This window comes from Streptomyces boetiae (assembly GCF_031845405.1).
GTDB classification, from domain to species: Bacteria; Actinomycetota; Actinomycetes; order Streptomycetales; family Streptomycetaceae; genus Streptomyces; species Streptomyces boetiae.
The window spans coordinates 41,468-57,343 of sequence record NZ_JAVREN010000015.1; the positions used below are offsets into that span (position 1 = coordinate 41,468).

The 15,876-nt window shown below is 75.0% G+C and carries 16 protein-coding genes and 1 tRNA gene; 9 read left to right on the forward strand and 8 right to left on the reverse strand.

What is annotated here, in order from left to right; all coding sequences use genetic code 11:
• Positions 1-68: 68 nt before the first annotated feature.
• Positions 69-1,055 carry a D-2-hydroxyacid dehydrogenase gene (locus tag RM780_RS12630; RefSeq protein ID WP_311630753.1) on the forward strand — a complete coding sequence of 329 codons (987 nt, stop codon included), beginning with the start codon at positions 69-71 and terminating at the stop codon, positions 1,053-1,055.
• Positions 1,055-2,551, forward strand: coding sequence for an amidase (locus RM780_RS12635; RefSeq protein ID WP_311630754.1), 1,497 nt, complete (start codon positions 1,055-1,057; stop codon positions 2,549-2,551). Before RM780_RS12630 ends, RM780_RS12635 begins: the two co-directional genes overlap by 1 nt.
• 35 nt (positions 2,552-2,586) lie before the next feature.
• Here the strand turns inward: RM780_RS12635 and RM780_RS12640 are convergent, their stop codons facing one another.
• Positions 2,587-3,099: a DUF3830 family protein gene (locus RM780_RS12640; RefSeq protein WP_311630755.1), complete on the reverse strand. Its 513-nt coding sequence runs from the start codon at positions 3,097-3,099 to the stop codon at positions 2,587-2,589.
• A 119-nt stretch (positions 3,100-3,218) separates the two neighbouring features.
• Here RM780_RS12640 and ehuB point away from each other — a divergent pair, with 119 nt between their 5' ends.
• The 5 genes from ehuB to RM780_RS12665 all read left to right on the forward strand — a co-directional run bounded on the left by ehuB (position 3,219) and on the right by RM780_RS12665 (position 7,393).
• Positions 3,219-4,166, forward strand: a complete 948-nt coding sequence (gene ehuB / locus RM780_RS12645; RefSeq protein ID WP_311630823.1) for an ectoine/hydroxyectoine ABC transporter substrate-binding protein EhuB — start codon at positions 3,219-3,221, stop codon at positions 4,164-4,166.
• A complete protein-coding gene (gene ehuC / locus RM780_RS12650) occupies positions 4,163-4,912 on the forward strand; it encodes an ectoine/hydroxyectoine ABC transporter permease subunit EhuC (RefSeq protein WP_394812950.1) in 750 nt (249 codons plus the stop codon). The genes ehuB and ehuC overlap by 4 nt, the downstream gene beginning before the upstream one ends.
• A gap of 109 nt (positions 4,913-5,021) precedes the next feature.
• Positions 5,022-5,675, forward strand: coding sequence for an ectoine/hydroxyectoine ABC transporter permease subunit EhuD (gene ehuD, locus RM780_RS12655; RefSeq protein WP_311630756.1), 654 nt, complete (start codon positions 5,022-5,024; stop codon positions 5,673-5,675).
• The gene (ehuA, locus tag RM780_RS12660) at positions 5,659-6,471 is read left to right on the forward strand and encodes an ectoine/hydroxyectoine ABC transporter ATP-binding protein EhuA (RefSeq protein ID WP_311630757.1); all 813 of its coding nucleotides are present in this window, start codon (positions 5,659-5,661) and stop codon (positions 6,469-6,471) included. Before ehuD ends, ehuA begins: the two co-directional genes overlap by 17 nt.
• A 163-nt stretch (positions 6,472-6,634) precedes the next feature.
• The gene (locus RM780_RS12665; protein WP_311630758.1) at positions 6,635-7,393 is read left to right on the forward strand and encodes an IclR family transcriptional regulator; all 759 of its coding nucleotides are present in this window, start codon (positions 6,635-6,637) and stop codon (positions 7,391-7,393) included.
• Here RM780_RS12665 and RM780_RS12670 read toward each other — a convergent pair.
• The 6 genes from RM780_RS12670 to RM780_RS12695 all read right to left on the reverse strand — a co-directional run bounded on the left by RM780_RS12670 (position 7,368) and on the right by RM780_RS12695 (position 11,376).
• Complete coding sequence (locus RM780_RS12670; protein WP_311630759.1) at positions 7,368-7,715, reverse strand: antibiotic biosynthesis monooxygenase family protein; 348 nt, start codon at positions 7,713-7,715, stop codon at positions 7,368-7,370. The two genes, RM780_RS12665 and RM780_RS12670, sit on opposite strands and share 26 nt — an antisense overlap.
• A gap of 85 nt (positions 7,716-7,800) precedes the next feature.
• Positions 7,801-8,229, reverse strand: a complete 429-nt coding sequence (locus RM780_RS12675) for an OsmC family peroxiredoxin (RefSeq protein ID WP_311630760.1) — start codon at positions 8,227-8,229, stop codon at positions 7,801-7,803.
• A 157-nt stretch (positions 8,230-8,386) separates the two neighbouring features.
• Positions 8,387-8,461, reverse strand: a tRNA-Leu gene (locus tag RM780_RS12680).
• 6 nt (positions 8,462-8,467) lie between these two features.
• Positions 8,468-8,899, reverse strand: coding sequence for an HNH endonuclease signature motif containing protein (locus RM780_RS12685; RefSeq protein WP_311630761.1), 432 nt, complete (start codon positions 8,897-8,899; stop codon positions 8,468-8,470).
• 426 nt (positions 8,900-9,325) lie between these two features.
• Positions 9,326-9,961 carry an HNH endonuclease signature motif containing protein gene (locus tag RM780_RS12690; RefSeq protein ID WP_311630762.1) on the reverse strand — a complete coding sequence of 212 codons (636 nt, stop codon included), beginning with the start codon at positions 9,959-9,961 and terminating at the stop codon, positions 9,326-9,328.
• Positions 9,962-10,068: 107 nt separating this feature from the next.
• On the reverse strand, positions 10,069-11,376 hold the full coding sequence (locus RM780_RS12695; protein ID WP_311630763.1) for a DUF445 domain-containing protein: 1,308 nt from the start codon (positions 11,374-11,376) through the stop codon (positions 10,069-10,071).
• Positions 11,377-11,480: 104 nt separating this feature from the next.
• Here RM780_RS12695 and RM780_RS12700 point away from each other — a divergent pair, with 104 nt between their 5' ends.
• Together RM780_RS12700 and RM780_RS12705 are read left to right on the forward strand one after the other, a co-directional pair.
• Positions 11,481-12,833 carry an SGNH/GDSL hydrolase family protein gene (locus tag RM780_RS12700; RefSeq protein WP_394812951.1) on the forward strand — a complete coding sequence of 451 codons (1,353 nt, stop codon included), beginning with the start codon at positions 11,481-11,483 and terminating at the stop codon, positions 12,831-12,833.
• A 173-nt stretch (positions 12,834-13,006) separates the two neighbouring features.
• Positions 13,007-15,343, forward strand: a complete 2,337-nt coding sequence (locus RM780_RS12705; RefSeq protein ID WP_311630765.1) for a transglycosylase domain-containing protein — start codon at positions 13,007-13,009, stop codon at positions 15,341-15,343.
• Between the two features lie 226 nt (positions 15,344-15,569).
• Here the strand turns inward: RM780_RS12705 and RM780_RS12710 are convergent, their stop codons facing one another.
• The gene (locus tag RM780_RS12710; RefSeq protein ID WP_311630825.1) at positions 15,570-15,872 is read right to left on the reverse strand and encodes a GroES family chaperonin; all 303 of its coding nucleotides are present in this window, start codon (positions 15,870-15,872) and stop codon (positions 15,570-15,572) included.
• Positions 15,873-15,876: the final 4 nt, after the last annotated feature.

The following is a 15,876-nucleotide window of genomic DNA, read 5'->3' on the forward strand; positions in this document are numbered from 1 at the left end:
TCAATTTGTCGGCCCGATCTTCCGCACGTCATCCGAACACCACCGCGTTGCGAAACGGTTTCCCCGATATGTCCGAAACTCACGTCCTGGTCCTCGACGACGATCCCCCGCCCCGTCTCGACCGGCTGGCCGGGCGGGCCACGGTCTCCCACTGCGACGCGAAATCCCTGGCCGCGCGGCTGCCGGAGGCCGACGTGCTGCTGGTGTGGGACTTCACCTCCGACGCCGTCCGGGACGCCTGGCCCGAGCCGGGCCCCGGCGTACGCCACCCGGCGTGGGTGCACACGGCGAGCGCCGGCGTGGACCGGCTGCTCTTTCCCGCCCTGACCGCCTCCGAGGCGGTGGTGACCAACGCCCGGGGCGTCTTCGACCGGCCCATCGCGGAGTACGTGGCCGGGCTGGTCCTCGCGATGGCGAAGGACTTCCCGCGCACCTGGGAGCTCCAGCGGCGCCGGCGCTGGGAGCACCGGGACGCGCAGAAGGTCTCCGGCTCGCTGGCCGTGGTCGTCGGCTCGGGGCCGATCGGGCGGCGCATCGGGGTCACGCTGCGCGCGCTGGGCGTGGAAACCGAGCTGGTGGGGCGCCGGGCGCGCGACGGCGACCCGGACTTCGGGCGGGTGCACGCGGTGGACGAGATGGAACGCCTGCTGCCGGACGCGGACTGGGTGGTGTGCGCCGCGCCGCTGACGGCGGAGACCACCGGGATGTTCGACGCGGCGGCGTTCTCCCTGATGAAGCCCACGGCGCGGTTCATCAACGTCGGCCGCGGGCAGCACGTCGTGGAGAGCGACCTGGCCGAGGCGCTGCGCTCGGGGCGGCTGGCCGGGGCGGCGCTCGACGTCTTCGCGAGCGAGCCGCTGCCGGGCGACAGCGCCCTGTGGGAGCTGCCGGGCCTGATCGTCTCGCCGCACATGAGCGGGGACACGGCCGGGTGGCGCGACGACCTGTCCGAGCAGTTCTGCGACAACTTCGACCGATGGGTGGCGGGCCGGCCGATGATCAACGTGGTGGACAAGCGGCTGGGGTACGTCCCGACCGGCCAGGCGGACGCCTGATGGCGGCGGCCCCAGCCGGGCGCCCGGGACCGGCTCAGGGCGCGCCCGGCGACGCGCAGGCCGGCGGCGGGCTCACCGCCCTGAGCGCCACCGAGCTGACCGAGCGCTACGCCTCCGGAGAGCTGTCGCCCGTGGCCGTCACCGAGGCGGCCCTGGCCGCCGCCGAGGCCGCGCAGCGGGCGGTCAACGCCTTCGTCCTCATCGACGCCGAGGGCGCGCTCGCCCAGGCGCGCGCCTCCGAGGAGCGCTGGCGCCGCCGCCGTCCCGCCGGTCCCGTGGACGGCGTGCCGACGACCGTGAAGGACATCCTGCTCCAGCGCGGCCACCCCACCCGCCGGGGCGTGGCGGCCGTTCCGCCAGGACCGGGCCCCTGGGAGGAGGACGCCCCCTCGGTGGCCCGGCTGCGGGAGGCGGGCGCGGTCCTGCTGGGCAAGACCACCACGCCCGAGTACGGCTGGAAGGGCGTGACCGACTCCCCGCTCAGCGGGGTCACCGGCAACCCCTACGCCCCCTCCCGCACCGCCGGCGGCTCCAGCGGCGGCAGTGCGGCGGCGGTCGCCCTGGGGGCCGGGCCGCTCAGCCTGGGCACGGACGGCGGCGGCTCGGTGCGCATCCCGGCCGCCTTCTGCGGGATCTTCGCGCTCAAGCCCACCTACGGCCGGGTGCCGCTGTACCCGGCCAGCGCCTTCGGCACCCTCGCCCACGTCGGCCCGATGACCCGCGACGCGCGCGACGCGGCGCTGCTGATGGACGTCATCGCCCGCCCCGACCCGCGCGACTGGTCGGCGCTCGCGCCGGTGCACGGGGGCTTCCGGGCGGCGCTCACGCGGGGGATCGAGCGCCTGCGGGGCCTGCGGGTGGCGTTCTCCCCGTCCCTGGGCGGCCAGGTCCGGGTGGACCCGGCCGTGGAGGCGGCGGTGCGGCACGCGGCCGGCGGGCTGGCCGCGCTCGGCGCGGAGGTCACGGAGGCCGACCCGCCGCTGCCGCCGCTCGACCACCTGCGGGAGGCGTTCCACGCGCTGTGGTTCAGCGGCGCCGCCCGCGTCACCGAGCACCTGGACGCCGCGCAGCAGGCCGCCCTCGACCCGGGCCTGGCCGAGATCCGCGCGGCCGGGGCGCGGCTGAGCGCGCTGGACTACCTGGCCGCCGTGGACGTGCGGATGGCCGCCGGGCGCCTGATGGGCGGCTTTCACGAGCGCTTCGACCTGCTGCTGACGCCCTCCCTGCCGCTGACGGCCTTCGGCGCCGGGCGCGAGGTCCCCGAGGGCTCGGGATTGCGGCGGTGGACGGAGTGGACGCCGTTCACCTATCCGTTCAACCTCACGCAGCAGCCCGCCGCGTCCCTGCCCTGCGGCACGGACGCCGGCGGGCTGCCCGTCGGCCTGCAGCTCGTGGGGGCCCGGCACGCCGACGCGCTGGTGCTGCGCGCCGCGCACGCCCTGTACGCGGCGGGCCTGGCGGGCGTTCCCGCGCCGCCCGCGCCCCCGGCGCGCTGAGCCCCGCTCGCGCCCCCGTCCACGCTCCCGGCGCGCTAGGCCCGGCGGAAGCTGAGCGTTTCCCCCAGCGCCCCGGCCCGCCACAGGTCCTGGCAGGCGTCCGCCATCCGCTCCAGGCCGTCCACCACCGAGCCCCACACGATGCCGGGCACCCACCCGACGTCGCCGTTGATCAGCAGGTTGTTCCGCTCGTAGAACAGCGCCAGGTCCACCACCGTGGCCCGCCCCCGGTGCGCCGCGCCGCTGCCGTAGCCGTAGGAGGCCGTGGAGAGCTGGGTGTCGGTGAAGGTGAAGTAGCACAGGTCGCCGGGGATCGGCGTGACCGTGGCGTTCTCCAGCGGCGGCTCCTGCGGCGCGAAGGGCTCGATCAGGGCGTAGATCTCGTTGCGCGCGTACTTGGCGTGGTACACGTCCCCGCCGAGCGGCAGGGCGTTCCACACCGCCTCGCAGGTGACCGGCGCGCGGTCGTCGAGCAGGCGCGCGGTGCAACTGACCCCGCGCTTGTCCAGGGACACGGTGACGAACCTCTCGTCGCTGCTGCCGGGCATCGGGTCCTCGCCTCCAGTCGTTCCGCCGGTGTGTCGCGGCCACGATGCCACGGACGGCCCCCGCACGCGCCGCGAAGATCGTGTGCATGGATCTGGAAAGCCTGGGTAGCCGCGCGGCCATGGCTCCCCCGGAGAGAGAACGCGCGACACCGACCCGCCCTCGAAGAGACGGCCCCCGCCCCGCGCCGGGCCTGGGACGCCGCTCCCTGCTCACCGGCCTCACCGGCTCGGTCGCGCTCGGGGCCCTCGGCGCCCTGGGAACGGCCGGGTGCAGCCGGGTGGCCGCCGACGGCCGCGTGGAGGGCGGCAGCCTCCTGGACCGGCTGCGGGACAGCGGCCGGGTGAAGATCGGCATCGCCAACGAGCCGCCCTTCGGCTACATCGACGACCAGGGCGAGCCCACCGGCGAGGCCCCCGAGGTCGCCAAGGTCATCTTCCGGCGCCTGGGCGTGGAAGACGTCACCCCCGTGCCCGTCGAGTTCAGCGCCCTCATCCCGGGCCTTAAGGCGCGGCAGTTCGACGTCGTCTCCGCCGGGATGTACATCAACCCCACGCGCTGCGCCCAGGTCCTCTTCTCCGACCCCGACTACCTGATGCTCGACGCGATGATCGTCCCGCGCGGCAACCCCGAGAACATCCGCACCTACGAGGACATCGCCGCGCGCGGCCTGCGCCTGGCCACCGGGCAGGCGTACGCGCAGCTCGACTACGCCCTGGCCGCCGGGGTGAGGAACCCGCTGATCCTGCCCGACCAGGTCGCCGGCCGCGACGCCGTCGCCCAGGGCCGGGTGCACGCGTTCGCCGGCACCAACGTCACCGTCACCGGCGTCGTCGAGGGCGACGGCCGCGTGGAGGCCACCGAGCCCTTCCAGCCCGAGATCGACGGGGAGCCCGCCCTCGGCGCCGGGGGCTTCGCGTTCCGCCTCACCGAGGCCAACCTCCGCAACGCCTTCAACGAGGAGTTGCACCGCCTCAAGGACAGCGGCCAACTCCTGGAGATCGTCAGCCCCTTCGGCTTCACCGAGGCGGAGATGACCGATCTGACGGCAGAGGAGCTGTGCGGATGATGACCGAGGGCATGTTCGACAACTACTTCCTGCCCGGCATCTGGATCACCGTGCAGGTCACCCTCTACAGCGCCGCGCTCGCCGCCGCCGTCGCCTTTCTCGTCGGAACGCTGCGCACCTCCCGGCTGTGGATCGTCCGCTTCCTCGCGGGCTGCTACTTCGAGATCTTCCGCGGCATGTCGGCACTGGTCCTGATGTTCTGGCTGGTCTTCTCCGTGCCACTGATGCTGCGCTGGCAGTTCGTGCCCCTGTATGCCGGCGTCCTCGCCCTCGGCCTCACCTACGGCGCCTACGGCTCCGAGGTCGTGCGCGGCGCGCTGGCCGCCGTGCCCACCGCGCAGCGCGAGGCGGGCGTGGCACTGGGCTTCACGCGCCTCCAGCGGCTGCGGCGCATCGAACTCCCGCAGGCGTGGCCGGAGATGCTGCCGACGTTCAACAACCTCCTCATCGAGCTGATGAAGGGCACCGCGATGGTCTCCACGATCATGGTCGCGGACCTCACCTACGCGGGTAACCTCGTCCGGATCGGCAGCAACGACAGCGCCCCGGTCTACACCCTGCTGCTGGTCCTCTACTTCGTCTTCGCCTTCGTCCTCACCCGCGGGATGCGCGTGCTGGAGCGCCACGCCAAGGCCGGCGTCGGCCAGGCCCCGCCGCGCGGGCGCCGCCGCCTCGGCCGCCTCGCCCTGCGCGAGGACGCGGGCGAGGGCACGGGCGCGCTGACGGCGGGGGGTGCCGCACGATGAGCGTCGGACACCCGGCCGCCCGGCCGCGGATCACTGACTGCACGCACTTGAGCCAGGTGGCCGGAGTTGGGGGCGCCCCCAGGCGGAGCCTGGGGGGGGAGGTAAGAGGATGACCTGGGACTGGGAGGTGGCCGGGGACTTCCTGCCCCGCTTCTGGGACGGCGTGCTCGTCACGCTCCAGGCGCTGGCCCTCGGCAGCCTCATCGCCTTCAGCCTCGGCCTGGTGTGGGCCATGGCCCAGCGCTCGGGCCACCGCGCGGTGCGCTGGCCCGTGAGCGCGTTCACCGAGTTCGTGCGCAACACCCCGCTGCTGGTGCAGCTCTTCTTCCTCTTCTACGTGGTCCCCGAGTGGGGCCCCTCCCTCTCCCCGCTGACCACCGGCATCATCGGCCTGGGCCTGCACTACTCCACCTACACGGCCGAGGTCTACCGCGCCGGCATCGGCGGCGTCCCCGCCGGCCAGTGGGAGGCCGCCACCGCGCTGAGCCTCCCGCGCGTCCGCACCTGGCGCGCGGTGATCCTGCCGCAGGCCATCCGCCGCGTGCTGCCCGCGCTGGGCAACTACGTCATCGCCATGCTCAAGGACTCCCCCATGATCGGGATCATCGGGGCCCTGGAGATGTTCGGCGAGGCCGAGGGCTTCAGCAACGAGACCTTCACCACCGAGGCGTACACCATCGTCGGCCTCGCCTTCATCCTCATCGCCTACCCCGCCTCCCTCCTGATCCGCCTCCTGGAGCGCCGCCTTGCCCTCACCAGCTGACACCCACGAGAACGCCGCCAGCCGCGCCACCGGCACCGAGCTGGTCCGCTTCGAGAACGTCACCAAGCGCTTCGGGGGCACCACCGTCCTCGACCGGCTGGACTTCTCCGTGGCCACCGGGAAGCACGTCACCCTCATCGGCCCCTCCGGCTCCGGCAAGACCACGATCCTGCGGCTGCTGATGACCCTGGTGAAGCCCGACGAGGGCGTCATCACCGTCGACGGCGACCGCCTCACCCACGAGGAGCGCAACGGGCGCCTCGTCCCGGCCGGCGAGCGGCACGTCCGCGAGGTGCGCAAGAAGATCGGCATGGTCTTCCAGCACTTCAACCTCTTCCCCAACATGAAGGTGCTGCGCAACGTCACCGAGGCCCCCGTGCACGTCCTGGGGCTCTCCAAGGACGAGGCCGAGCAGCGCGCCCGCGAACTCATCGAGCTGGTCGGCCTGTCCGAGCAGCTCGACAAGTACCCCAGCCAGCTCTCCGGCGGCCAGCAGCAGCGCGTGGCCATCGCCCGCGCCCTCGCCATGCGCCCCCAGGTGCTGCTGCTGGACGAGGTCACCTCCGCCCTCGACCCCGAACTCGTCGCCGGAGTCCTCGACGTGCTGCGCGACATCGCGCAATCCACCGACATCACCCTGCTCGTCGTCACGCACGAGATGAGCTTCGCCCGCGACATCTCCGACGCCGTGCTGATGTTCGACAAGGGGCGCATCGTAGAGTCCGGGACCCCCGAGAAGATCTTCAGCGACCCCGAGCACGAGCGCACCAGGGAGTTCCTCAGCACCGTCCTGTGACAGCACCGTCCTGTGACTCGCGCCACCGCCCCGTGGCCCGCGCGCCGCCGCGGCGCCCCCGGCCGTTGCCCCGGCCGTTCCCCCAACGCGCCGCCGGGGGCCCGCGTTCGTCGCTACCCTGGGAGAACCCGCTGATACGCACGGCGCAGGCAGGAGGCCACGGGTGGCGACCACCTCGGGTCACAGGGCACCCTTCGAGACCGTCCGGGACGCCCTGCGCATCCTCGAAGCACTGGCGGCCCGCCCCGGCGGCCTCCCCGCCCACGAGCTGGCCACCCGCACCGGCCTGGCCCCCGGCACCCTCCCCGGCCTGCTGCGCTGGCTCACCGGCGAGGGCTACGTCCGCCGCCTCCCCGACGGCGGCTACGCCCCCGGCGCCCCCCTGCTCCTGCTCGGCAGCGGCGCCCAGCGCAGGCGCCTGCGCCGCGAGAAGCTCCAGCAGGCCCTCGACGCGCTGCGCGACTCCCTCGGCGCCGCCGTCTACTTCGCCCGCTACGCCGACGGCGAGCTGGAGGTGACCGCCACCTCCCAGGCCCCGCAGGCCCCTTCCGTCCACGAGTGGGTCGACTTCCGCGCCGCCGCGCACGCCACCGCCATCGGCAAGTGCCTGCTCAGCCAGCTCGACCACGACGGCCGCCGCGACCACCTCTCCCGGCACCGCGCCGCCCGGCTGACCTCCCGCACCATCACCGACGCGCACGCCCTGCTCGGCGCGCTGGAGCGGCAGCCCGCCACGATGCCGGTCCTCGACCTCCAGGAGTACGCCGTCGGCACGCTGTGCGCGGCCGTCCCCGTCACCGCCGGGTCCACCGCGGCCTGCCTGGCCCTCTCCCTCCCGCTGGGCGAGGGCCACCGCCTGCGCTCGGCGGCCGAGTCCCTCAACCGCCAGGCCGCGCCTACCCTGCTGTCCCTGGCGCTGTAGCCCCCTCCCCGGACGCCGCCGGCCCCGCCTGCTGCACCACCTCGAACGACCACAGCTCGGCACCCGCGGCGGCCGGCCGCTGCCCGCCGCCGCCCTGGTGGGCCTCCCGCATCCGGCCGTTCATCCAGTTCTCGAAGTCCGCCTCGCTGCGCCACCGCGTGTACACCAGGTACGTGTCCGTCCCGGCCACGGGCCGCAGCAGCTCGAACCACTCGAAGCCGTCCTCGCCCTCCACCAGCCCCGCTCGCGCGGCGAACCGCTTCTCCAGGACCTCGCGCTGCTCCGCCGGCACCGTCAGCACATTGATCTTCACCACACTCATGCGCCCATTATCGGCCGCGCACGCGACGGCGCCCCGGCGGGGAGTCCCCGCCGGGGCGCCGCGTCCGGCCGTCCGGCCGCCGGGCTCAGGCCAGCAGCTCGGCCTCCAGGGAGATCGGCGCGCCCGCCAGCGCCTTGCTCACCGGGCAGTTCTCCTTCGCGGTCTGCGCCGCGGCCTGGAAGTCCTCCGCCGAGATCCCCGGCACGCGGGCCTTGACGCTCAGCACGATCCCGGTGATCCCCTCGCCGGGCTGGAAGGTCACGCTCGCCTGCGTCTCCACCGACTCCGGCGGCGTGCCGGCCCCGGCGAGCCCGTGCGAGAGCGCCATCGAGAAGCAGGAGGAGTGCGCCGCGGCGATCAGTTCCTCCGGGCTGGTGCGCCCGTTCGCCTCCTGCGACCGGGAGGCCCAGGTGACGTCGAACTTCCCGACCCCCGAGGAGTTCAGCTCGACGGCCCCCGAGCCCTCCAGCAGCGAGCCGGCCCAGTTCGTCGTCGCGATACGCGTGGTAGCCATGGTCGTTCCTCCCGGCGAAACCGAAACCTTGCGATACACGTCACCGGACCCGAGCCCGGCACACGTCGGTACGCGCCCACGCTATCGCTGCCCCGCTCGGGGCCGGCGCAGGGCAGCCGTCCACCATGGACGGGCCCGCCCACGCGGAGGGGAGAAGTAGGCCCGGCGGGACTCGAACCCGCGACACACCGGACCTAAACCGGCGCTCTCTAGCCAGCTGGAGTACGGGCCCGCTGCCCTACTGTACCGGCCACCCGTCACGCGGGCCGGGGGCGCCCGCCGCGTCTCCGGCCGGCCTGGCCTGGCTGTGGCAGGAGGGGCAGAGGTAACGGAGATTGGCGAGGCGGTTGTCCAGGCGGTCGCCGTTGACATGGTCGATCTCCAGCACGAGCGGCTTCCCGCGCCAGCGGTTCCCGGTGCCGCACTCCGCGCAGACCTCGGCCACGCCCTTCTCCTTCAGGGCCCGGTCCGGCAGGGCGCGCTTGACACGCGGGGAGCCCGGCTCGCGCACGGTGAGGATCAGATCGGCGGGAAGACGGTTCGCGGCCGGGCGGCCCCGGCGGTGGGCCTGCCCCAGCAGGCGCGGGGCGGAAGTCCCGCGCTCGCGCAGGGCTTCGTAGACCTGGGCCCTGTTCCGCCGGGTGTCGGGCAGATCCAGGGCAGCCAGCACGCCGGAGACGCTGCGCGCGCCGGCCGCGGCCCGGCCGATGGCCGCGGGCGAGGGCGGGCCTGGAAGTGTGAGGTGTCGATACCGAGCGGTCCAGCCGCCGGGCGAGGTGGGCGGGCAGGCCGCCGTAGGGAACGGCGCCCAGGTGCGCGGCCAGCTCGGGCAGGGAGCGCGACCGCGCCGCGGCGTCGGCGAGCGCGTCGCGGCTGGACGTCAGCCGGGGGCGTTCGGGCAGTGCCTCGTCTGCTAAGTGGCCGGTGTCGATGCCGTAGTGGGCCAGGCGCCCGCGCACGTAGCGCAAGGTGCCGCGGGTGAGCGGCAGGCCCAGGCGACGCAGCAGGGTCACCGGGCCGGCGCTTCCGGCGGCTTCCGCGGCGAGCACCTCACGGGTGAGGCGGGCGCGGCCCGGGGGCGCGGGGGCCGTCACCTTTAGGTCCCTGAGGGGTCCGCCGGGCGACGCCGGCCTCGGTGGGTGTCGGTGACGGCGTGACAATTGGGGCAAAGCAGACGGAGGTTGGCGGGCCGGTTGTCCCACCAGCGGCCGTCCACGTGGTCCACCTCCAGCCGCAGCGGCCTGCCGTTCCACTCGGGGCCGGTACCGCACTCGGCGCACGCCTCGGGAACGCCCGCGCGCAGGAGCGCCCGCCGCAGCCGCGCCCCCCGGCACGCGGCCGTCCTCCGGGACACGAGGACCAAGGGGTTGCGGCGGGGCGGAGCGGAGGAGCGGGGCCCGCCCGCCGCGAAGTGGGACCTGTCCAGCCCCAGGGCGGCGATGCGGCGGCCGATGTGGGCGTGGTCGCCGCCGACGGGGCTGACGCCGAGTCGCCGGACCACCTCGGCGGTGCTGGACGAGGCCCGGACCGCGGCGTCAAGGCGCGCGCGGGTGTGCCGGGTGCCCTCCCGGTCCAGGTGCGAGACGTCGATCCCCCAACCGCGCAGCAGGGCGCGCAGGTAGGACCGCGACCCGCCGGCGGCCCGACCGCCGTGGCGGGTGATGACCTCGTTCAGGGAGCCCGCGGCCTCCACCGCGGCGGCAACGGACTCCCGGGTGCAGCGAACGGGCATCGGAGCCTCCCCTCCTCGGTGCTGCCCGGCGCCGGACGGGCGCGGCGGCGCGGGCCGCCCGCGCTTCCGTCCGTGTCACCCGGGTCAACGACCGTCCCCGGCGGGCGTCACCCGCCCGCCACCCTGGTGAGGGCGTGGATGAGGAGGCCGGCCAGGGAGCCGATGACCGTGCCGTTGAGGCGGATGAACTGGAGGTCGCGGCCGATGTGCAGCTCGATCTTGCGGGAGGTGGAGCGGGCGTCCCAGGAGGCGATCGTGTCGCTGATCAGGGAGGTGATCTCCCGGCGGTAGCCGGTGACGACGTGGAGGGCGGCGTCGGTGACCCAGCCGTCGAGCTTGGCGCGCAGGCGGTCGTCGGCCGTCAGGCGGGTGCCGAGGGAGAGGACGGCGGCGCGGGCGCGGGCGCGCAGGGCGCTGTGCTCGTCCTCGGCGGCGGTGAGGACCATGGCGCGAACGGCCGCCCAGGCGGAGGCGATCAGCTCCTGCACCTCGGGGCGGGCCAGGGACTCCGTCTTCAGGCGCTCCATGCGGGCGCGGGTGGCCTCGTCGTGCTGGAGCTTGTCCGCGAAGTCCGCGAGGAAGCGGTCCAGGGCCTCGCGCGCGGGGTGCTCACGGGAGGCGCGCATCTCCTGGACGAAGCGCAGCAGTTCGCGGTGGACGCGGTCCCCGACGCGGCGGTCCACGAAGCGCGGGGTCCAGCCGGGGGCCCCGCCCTCGACCGCGGCGAGCACGGCCTCGCGGTGCTTGACCAGCCAGTCCTGAGCCTGGGCCAGTACCAGGTCCACGAAGCGCCGGTGGCCGCCGTCCGCGACGGTCCTGGCCAGCAGGCGGCCCAGCGGCGGGGAGATCTCGGTGGCCTCGGCGCGCCGGGTGATGGCCTCGGCGAGGACGGCCTGCACGTCGGCGTCGCGCAGCACGGTCAGGCCGCCGCGGACGGCGGTGGCGAGTTCGGCGGTGACGCGGTCGGCGTGCTCGGGGCTGGAGAGCCAGGCGGCGGCGCGGCGGGAGAGGCCGAGGGAGGCGAGTTTGTCCGTGACGACCTGTTCGGAGAGGAAGTTCTCCCCGACGAAGTCGCCCAGGGACTCGCCGAGTTGGTCCTTCTTGGTCGGGATGATCGCGGTGTGCGGGATGGGCAGGCCCAGCGGGCGGCGGAAGAGGGCGGTGACGGCGAACCAGTCCGCCAGCGCGCCGACCATCCCGGCCTCCGCGGCGGCGGCGACGTACCCGGCCCAGGGTCCTGCGCCGCCGTGTTCGGCGGCGGTGGCCAGCGCGTACACGATGGCCACGGCGGCGAGCAGGCCGGTGGCGAGGGCCTTCATCCGCCGCAGCCCGCGCTGCTTCGCGGCGTCGGCCTCCGTGAGACGGGCCACGGTCGGCGCGGGCGGGGAGCCGGCTGCGTTCGTCATGCGTCCCATTGTCCGGGGGACCCGGAGTATCGCTCCGGGACGGGGAGGAGCGGGTGGCAGGCCGCGGCCCGCTGGGCCGCCCGGGTGAGCCCGGGTACTCCGGTCGTGGGATCATGGGGCGCGTGGGAGTGGTGAGGGTGCGGCGGGGATTTTATGCGCTGCTGGCGGGGCTGATGGCCGTGCTGGTGGGAGTCGTGGTGGCCATCGGCACGGGCCGCCAGGGCGAGCGCGAGGTCACGGCGGCGCCGACGGCTCCCGCGGAGGCGGAGGAGGGGCGCGAGGACGCCGAGCCGGTGACCCCGGCCGCGCGCAGCGCGTGGGTGGGCACGTGGTCGGCCTCGCCGACGGGTGCGGAGCCCGCGACGGTGGACGGCCTGCCGGACCGTTCGCTGCGGAACGTCCTGCGCGCCTCGGTGGGCGGCAGCAGCGTGCGCGTGGAGCTGTCGAATCGTTACGGCACGCGGCCGGTGACGTTCACGCGCGTCACGGTGGCGCTCTCGGCGTACGGCGGCCCGGCGGCGCGGCCGGACACGATGCGGGAGCTGACGTTCGGCGGCGGCGCGACGGTGATCGTGCCGGCCGGCGGCTCGGTGCTCAGCGACCCGGTGTCCCTGAAGGTGCCCACGGCGGCCGACGTGCTGGTCACGGTGTACGCGCCGGAGCCCTCGGGCCCGGTGACCTACCACCGCATGGCCCGGCAGACGAGCTACGCGGCGCCCGGGGACGTGGCCGCCGACACGACGGGCGGGCCGTACCAGGAGACGGTCGACTCGTGGCGTTATGTGACCGCGCTGCACGTGCTGAGCGCGCAGGCCGCGGGCTCGGTGGTGGTGCTGGGCGACTCGCTGACGGACGGCGCGGGCTCGACGCCGGGCGCGAACCACCGCTGGACGGACTTCCTGGCCGCGCGCCTGCGGGACGAGCCGGGCGCCCCGGCCCTGTCGGTGCTCAACCAGGGCGTCAGCGGGAACCGCCTGCTGGTGGACGCGGCGCCCGAGCGCCCGTCGAACGGGGCGAGCGGCCTGCGCCGCCTGGGCTCGGACGTGCTGCAGCAGCCGCGCGTGCGGACGCTGGTGATCCAGCTCGGGGTGAACGACATCCTGTTCGAGCCGGGGCACGAGGATCCGTGGGCGGTGGTGGACGGCCTGCGCCGCCTGGCCGACGAGGCGCGGGCGGCGGGCCTGCACGTGGTGGGCGTGACGCTGGCGCCCTTCGGCACGCACGAACGGTTCTCCCCGGAGACGGAGCGCATCCGGCAGCAGGTGAACGCCGAGATCCGCGCGGGGAGGGTCTTCGACGAGGTGGTGGACTTCGACCGGGCGCTGCGCGACCCGGCGGCCCCGCAGCGGCTGCTGCCGGCGTACGACAGCGGCGACGGGCTGCACCCCAACGACGCGGGCTTCCAGGCGATGGCGGGGGCCGTCGACCTGGGCCTGCTGATGGCCGAGCCCGACCCGACGCTCTGACGACCCGAGCCGGACGAGCCCGCCCGCGCGCCCCAGCCGGGTGACCCCCCGCCTCCGTCCGGGGGACTGCCCTCGCCCTGCCGGTCCACCACCGGTGCGGCCGTCGTTGGGCACGGTGCGACAGTGACCCCGAGGGGGCCCCGCGTCGGACAGTGAGGACGGGCGACCACACCGTGAGCGAGGAGCGAGGCGCGCGCCGGGGCGCGCACGGCGGCGGATGGGAGCCGGGCGCGGACCGCTGGCCGGGGTGGGAGCCGCGGGGCACGGCCGGGAGGCGGCGGGCCCCGCGCCGGGGCTGGCGCCGGCTGCTGCCCCGCTGGCGCACGGCGCTCGCGGCGCTGCTGCTGGGCACGGTGGCGCTGATGGCCGCGCTGGTCGCGGGCTACCTGCTGGTGGAGATCCCCGAGCCGAAGACGGCCGCCGCGGCGCAGAGCAACGTCTACCTGTACGCCGACGGCTCCCAGCTGGCCCGCGTGGGCGAGGTGAACCGGGAGAACGTCCCCCTGTCCGAGGTCCCCTCCCACGTGCGGCGCGCGGTGCTGGCGGCCGAGGACCGGGACTTCTACCACGATCCGGCCGTGGACGTGACGGCGATGGTGCGCGCGGCGTGGAACATGGCGCGCGGCGAGGGCCGCCAGTCGGGCTCCACGATCACCCAGCAGTACGTCAAGAACTACTACCTGGACCAGCGGCAGACGGTCACCCGCAAGGTCAAGGAGATGTTCATCGCGGTGAAGCTGGGCCGCGAGGTGAGCAAGGACGACATCCTCCAGGGCTACCTGAACACCAGCTACTTCGGCCGCAACGCCTACGGCATCCAGTCCGCCGCCCAGGCCTACTACGGCAAGGACGCCGCGGAGCTGAGCACGGCCGAGGGCGCCTACCTCGCGGCCCTGCTGAACGCCCCCAACGCCTACGACGTGCGGGTCAACCCGCAGAACCGCGCCGCGGCCGAGGACCGCTGGGACTACGTGCTGAACGGCATGGTCTCGGAGGGCTGGCTGGCCGAACGGCGCCGTGCGGACATGGAGTTCCCCGAGCCCGACCCGGTGACGCCCACACCGGGCCTGTCCGGGGAGCGCGGCTACCTGGTGGAGGCGGTCAAGGCGTACCTGGAGGAGCACGGCATCGTGGACGCCGACCGGCTCGCGGAGGGCGGCCTGCGCATCACCACCACGATCGACCCGGACCACCAGGAGGCGCTGACCCGGGCCGTCGACGAGCAGTTGGAGAGCGCGCTGGACCCGGAGCGCGAGCCGGACGCGTGGGTGCGGGCGGGGGCGACCTCGGTGGAGGCGGAGACCGGGCGGGTGGTGGCGATGTACGGGGGCCGGGACTACACGCGGCAGTTCGTCAACAACGCCACCCGCCGCGACTACCAGGCGGCCTCGACGTTCAAGCCGTTCGTCTACGCCGCGGCGCTGGAGCACGACGCGGAGAACCAGGACGGGGAGCGGATCGGCCCGGCCACGGAGTACGACGGGGACAGCGGCCGGGAGGTGATCGGCCGGGACGGGGAGGGCTCGGGCTGGTCCCCGGAGAACGAGGGGGACGAGGACTTCGGCACGATCACCGTCACGGAGGCGATGGACGACTCGGTGAACTCCGTCTTCGCGCAGATGGGCGCGGACGTGGGACCCGGGCGGGTGCGGGAGACGGCGGTGGCCCTGGGCATTCCCGAGGAGACGCCCGGACTCGAGGGCTCGCAGGGCGCGATCTCCCTGGGCACGGCGACGCCGAGCACGCTGGATCTCGCGGAGGCGTACGCGACGCTGGCCGCGCACGGCACGCACCGCCCCGCCGTGCTGGTGTCCGAGGTCCGGGACGGCGGGCGGAGCCTGCCGCTGCCGGAGGCGGAGGCGGAGCGGGTCATCTCCCGGGAGGCGGCGGACGGGACGACGGCGGTGCTGCGGAGCGTGGTGGAGGCGGGCACCGGCGCGGCGGCCCGGTCGGCGGGGCGCCCGGCGGCGGGCAAGACGGGGACGGCGGAGCAGGACCGGGCGGCCTGGTTCGCGGGGTATACGCCCGAACTGGTCACCGTCGTCGGGGTGTTCGGGCAAGACTCGGAGACCGGGGAGCAGAAGGAGATGTACGGGGCGGCGGGCCTGGAGCGGGTCAGCGGCGGCGGCTTCCCGGCGCAGATCTGGGGCCAGTACACGGCGGAGGCACTGCGGGGCGAGCCGGAGCGGGACTTCGAGCTCGATGGCGTGGGGCGGATTCCCGAGGTCTCGCCGGGCGGGCGTGAGCGGGGCGAGCGTGAGCGGCGGGAGCGGGAGCGCGACCGCGAGGAGGAGCCCTCGCCGTCCGGCGGTCCCACGGGCTCGCCCGAGCCCGGCCGCACCGGGCCGCCGACGCCACCCGCGAACTCCCCGCCCCCGGGCCCCCCGACCGGCGAGGCTCCGCCGGAGGGCGGCTCCCCCTCCCCACCACCGGAGGAGTCGCCGCCCCCGGCGGAGCCGGTGGACGGCGTATGGCGCTTCGTACCGGGCTGGACCTCCCAGCGGGAGTGAGCGAGGCCCGGCCCCGGGGTGAGCGCCGGTCGTGGCGGTTGGGGCGAACGTCCGGCTGAACGGCCGTCGTGAACGCGCGGGGCCGGCGCCCGTGGCGGACGCGGCGCAACGCCCGCGGCGGGGCCGTTCGGCCGGGCCAGGGGGGTGGCGGCGGGCCACGCTGGGGCGTTGGACGCTCCGTCGCTCAGCGGGAGCCGGCCAGGCACAGGCGCCGGGGCGCGCCGCGCTACAGGTACAGGCCCGTCGAGTCGCCGGTGCCCTGGAGGCGCTCCGCGGCCACCGCGTGGAGGTCGCGCTCGCGCATCAGCAGGTAGGAGACGCCGCGGACCTCGACCTCGGCGCGGTCCTCGGGGTCGTAGAGCACACGGTCGCCCGGCTCGACGGTGCGGACGTTCTGCCCGACGGCCACCACCTCGGCCCAGTCAAGCCGGCGGCCTACCTGGGCCGTCGCCGGGATGACGATGCCCCCGGAGGACCTGCGCTCGCCCTCGGCCGTGTCGGCCCTGACGAGGACCCGGTCGTGCAGCATCCGG

Excerpts from the sequence above, each read along its gene's own strand:
- RM780_RS12630 (WP_311630753.1), top strand. The coding sequence starts at position 69 with ATGTCCGAAACTCACGTCCTGGTCCTCGACGACGATCCCCCGCCCCGT.
- RM780_RS12635 (WP_311630754.1), top strand. The coding sequence starts at position 1,055 with ATGGCGGCGGCCCCAGCCGGGCGCCCGGGACCGGCTCAGGGCGCGCCC.
- RM780_RS12640 (WP_311630755.1), bottom strand. The coding sequence starts at position 3,099 with ATGCCCGGCAGCAGCGACGAGAGGTTCGTCACCGTGTCCCTGGACAAG.
- ehuB (WP_311630823.1), top strand. The coding sequence starts at position 3,219 with ATGGCTCCCCCGGAGAGAGAACGCGCGACACCGACCCGCCCTCGAAGA.
- ehuC (WP_394812950.1), top strand. The coding sequence starts at position 4,163 with ATGATGACCGAGGGCATGTTCGACAACTACTTCCTGCCCGGCATCTGG.
- ehuD (WP_311630756.1), top strand. The coding sequence starts at position 5,022 with ATGACCTGGGACTGGGAGGTGGCCGGGGACTTCCTGCCCCGCTTCTGG.
- RM780_RS12670 (WP_311630759.1), bottom strand. The coding sequence starts at position 7,715 with ATGAGTGTGGTGAAGATCAATGTGCTGACGGTGCCGGCGGAGCAGCGC.
- RM780_RS12675 (WP_311630760.1), bottom strand. The coding sequence starts at position 8,229 with ATGGCTACCACGCGTATCGCGACGACGAACTGGGCCGGCTCGCTGCTG.
- RM780_RS12690 (WP_311630762.1), bottom strand. The coding sequence starts at position 9,961 with ATGCCCGTTCGCTGCACCCGGGAGTCCGTTGCCGCCGCGGTGGAGGCC.
- RM780_RS12695 (WP_311630763.1), bottom strand. The coding sequence starts at position 11,376 with ATGGGACGCATGACGAACGCAGCCGGCTCCCCGCCCGCGCCGACCGTG.
- RM780_RS12700 (WP_394812951.1), top strand. The coding sequence starts at position 11,481 with ATGGGGCGCGTGGGAGTGGTGAGGGTGCGGCGGGGATTTTATGCGCTG.
- RM780_RS12710 (WP_311630825.1), bottom strand. The coding sequence starts at position 15,872 with ATGCTGCACGACCGGGTCCTCGTCAGGGCCGACACGGCCGAGGGCGAG.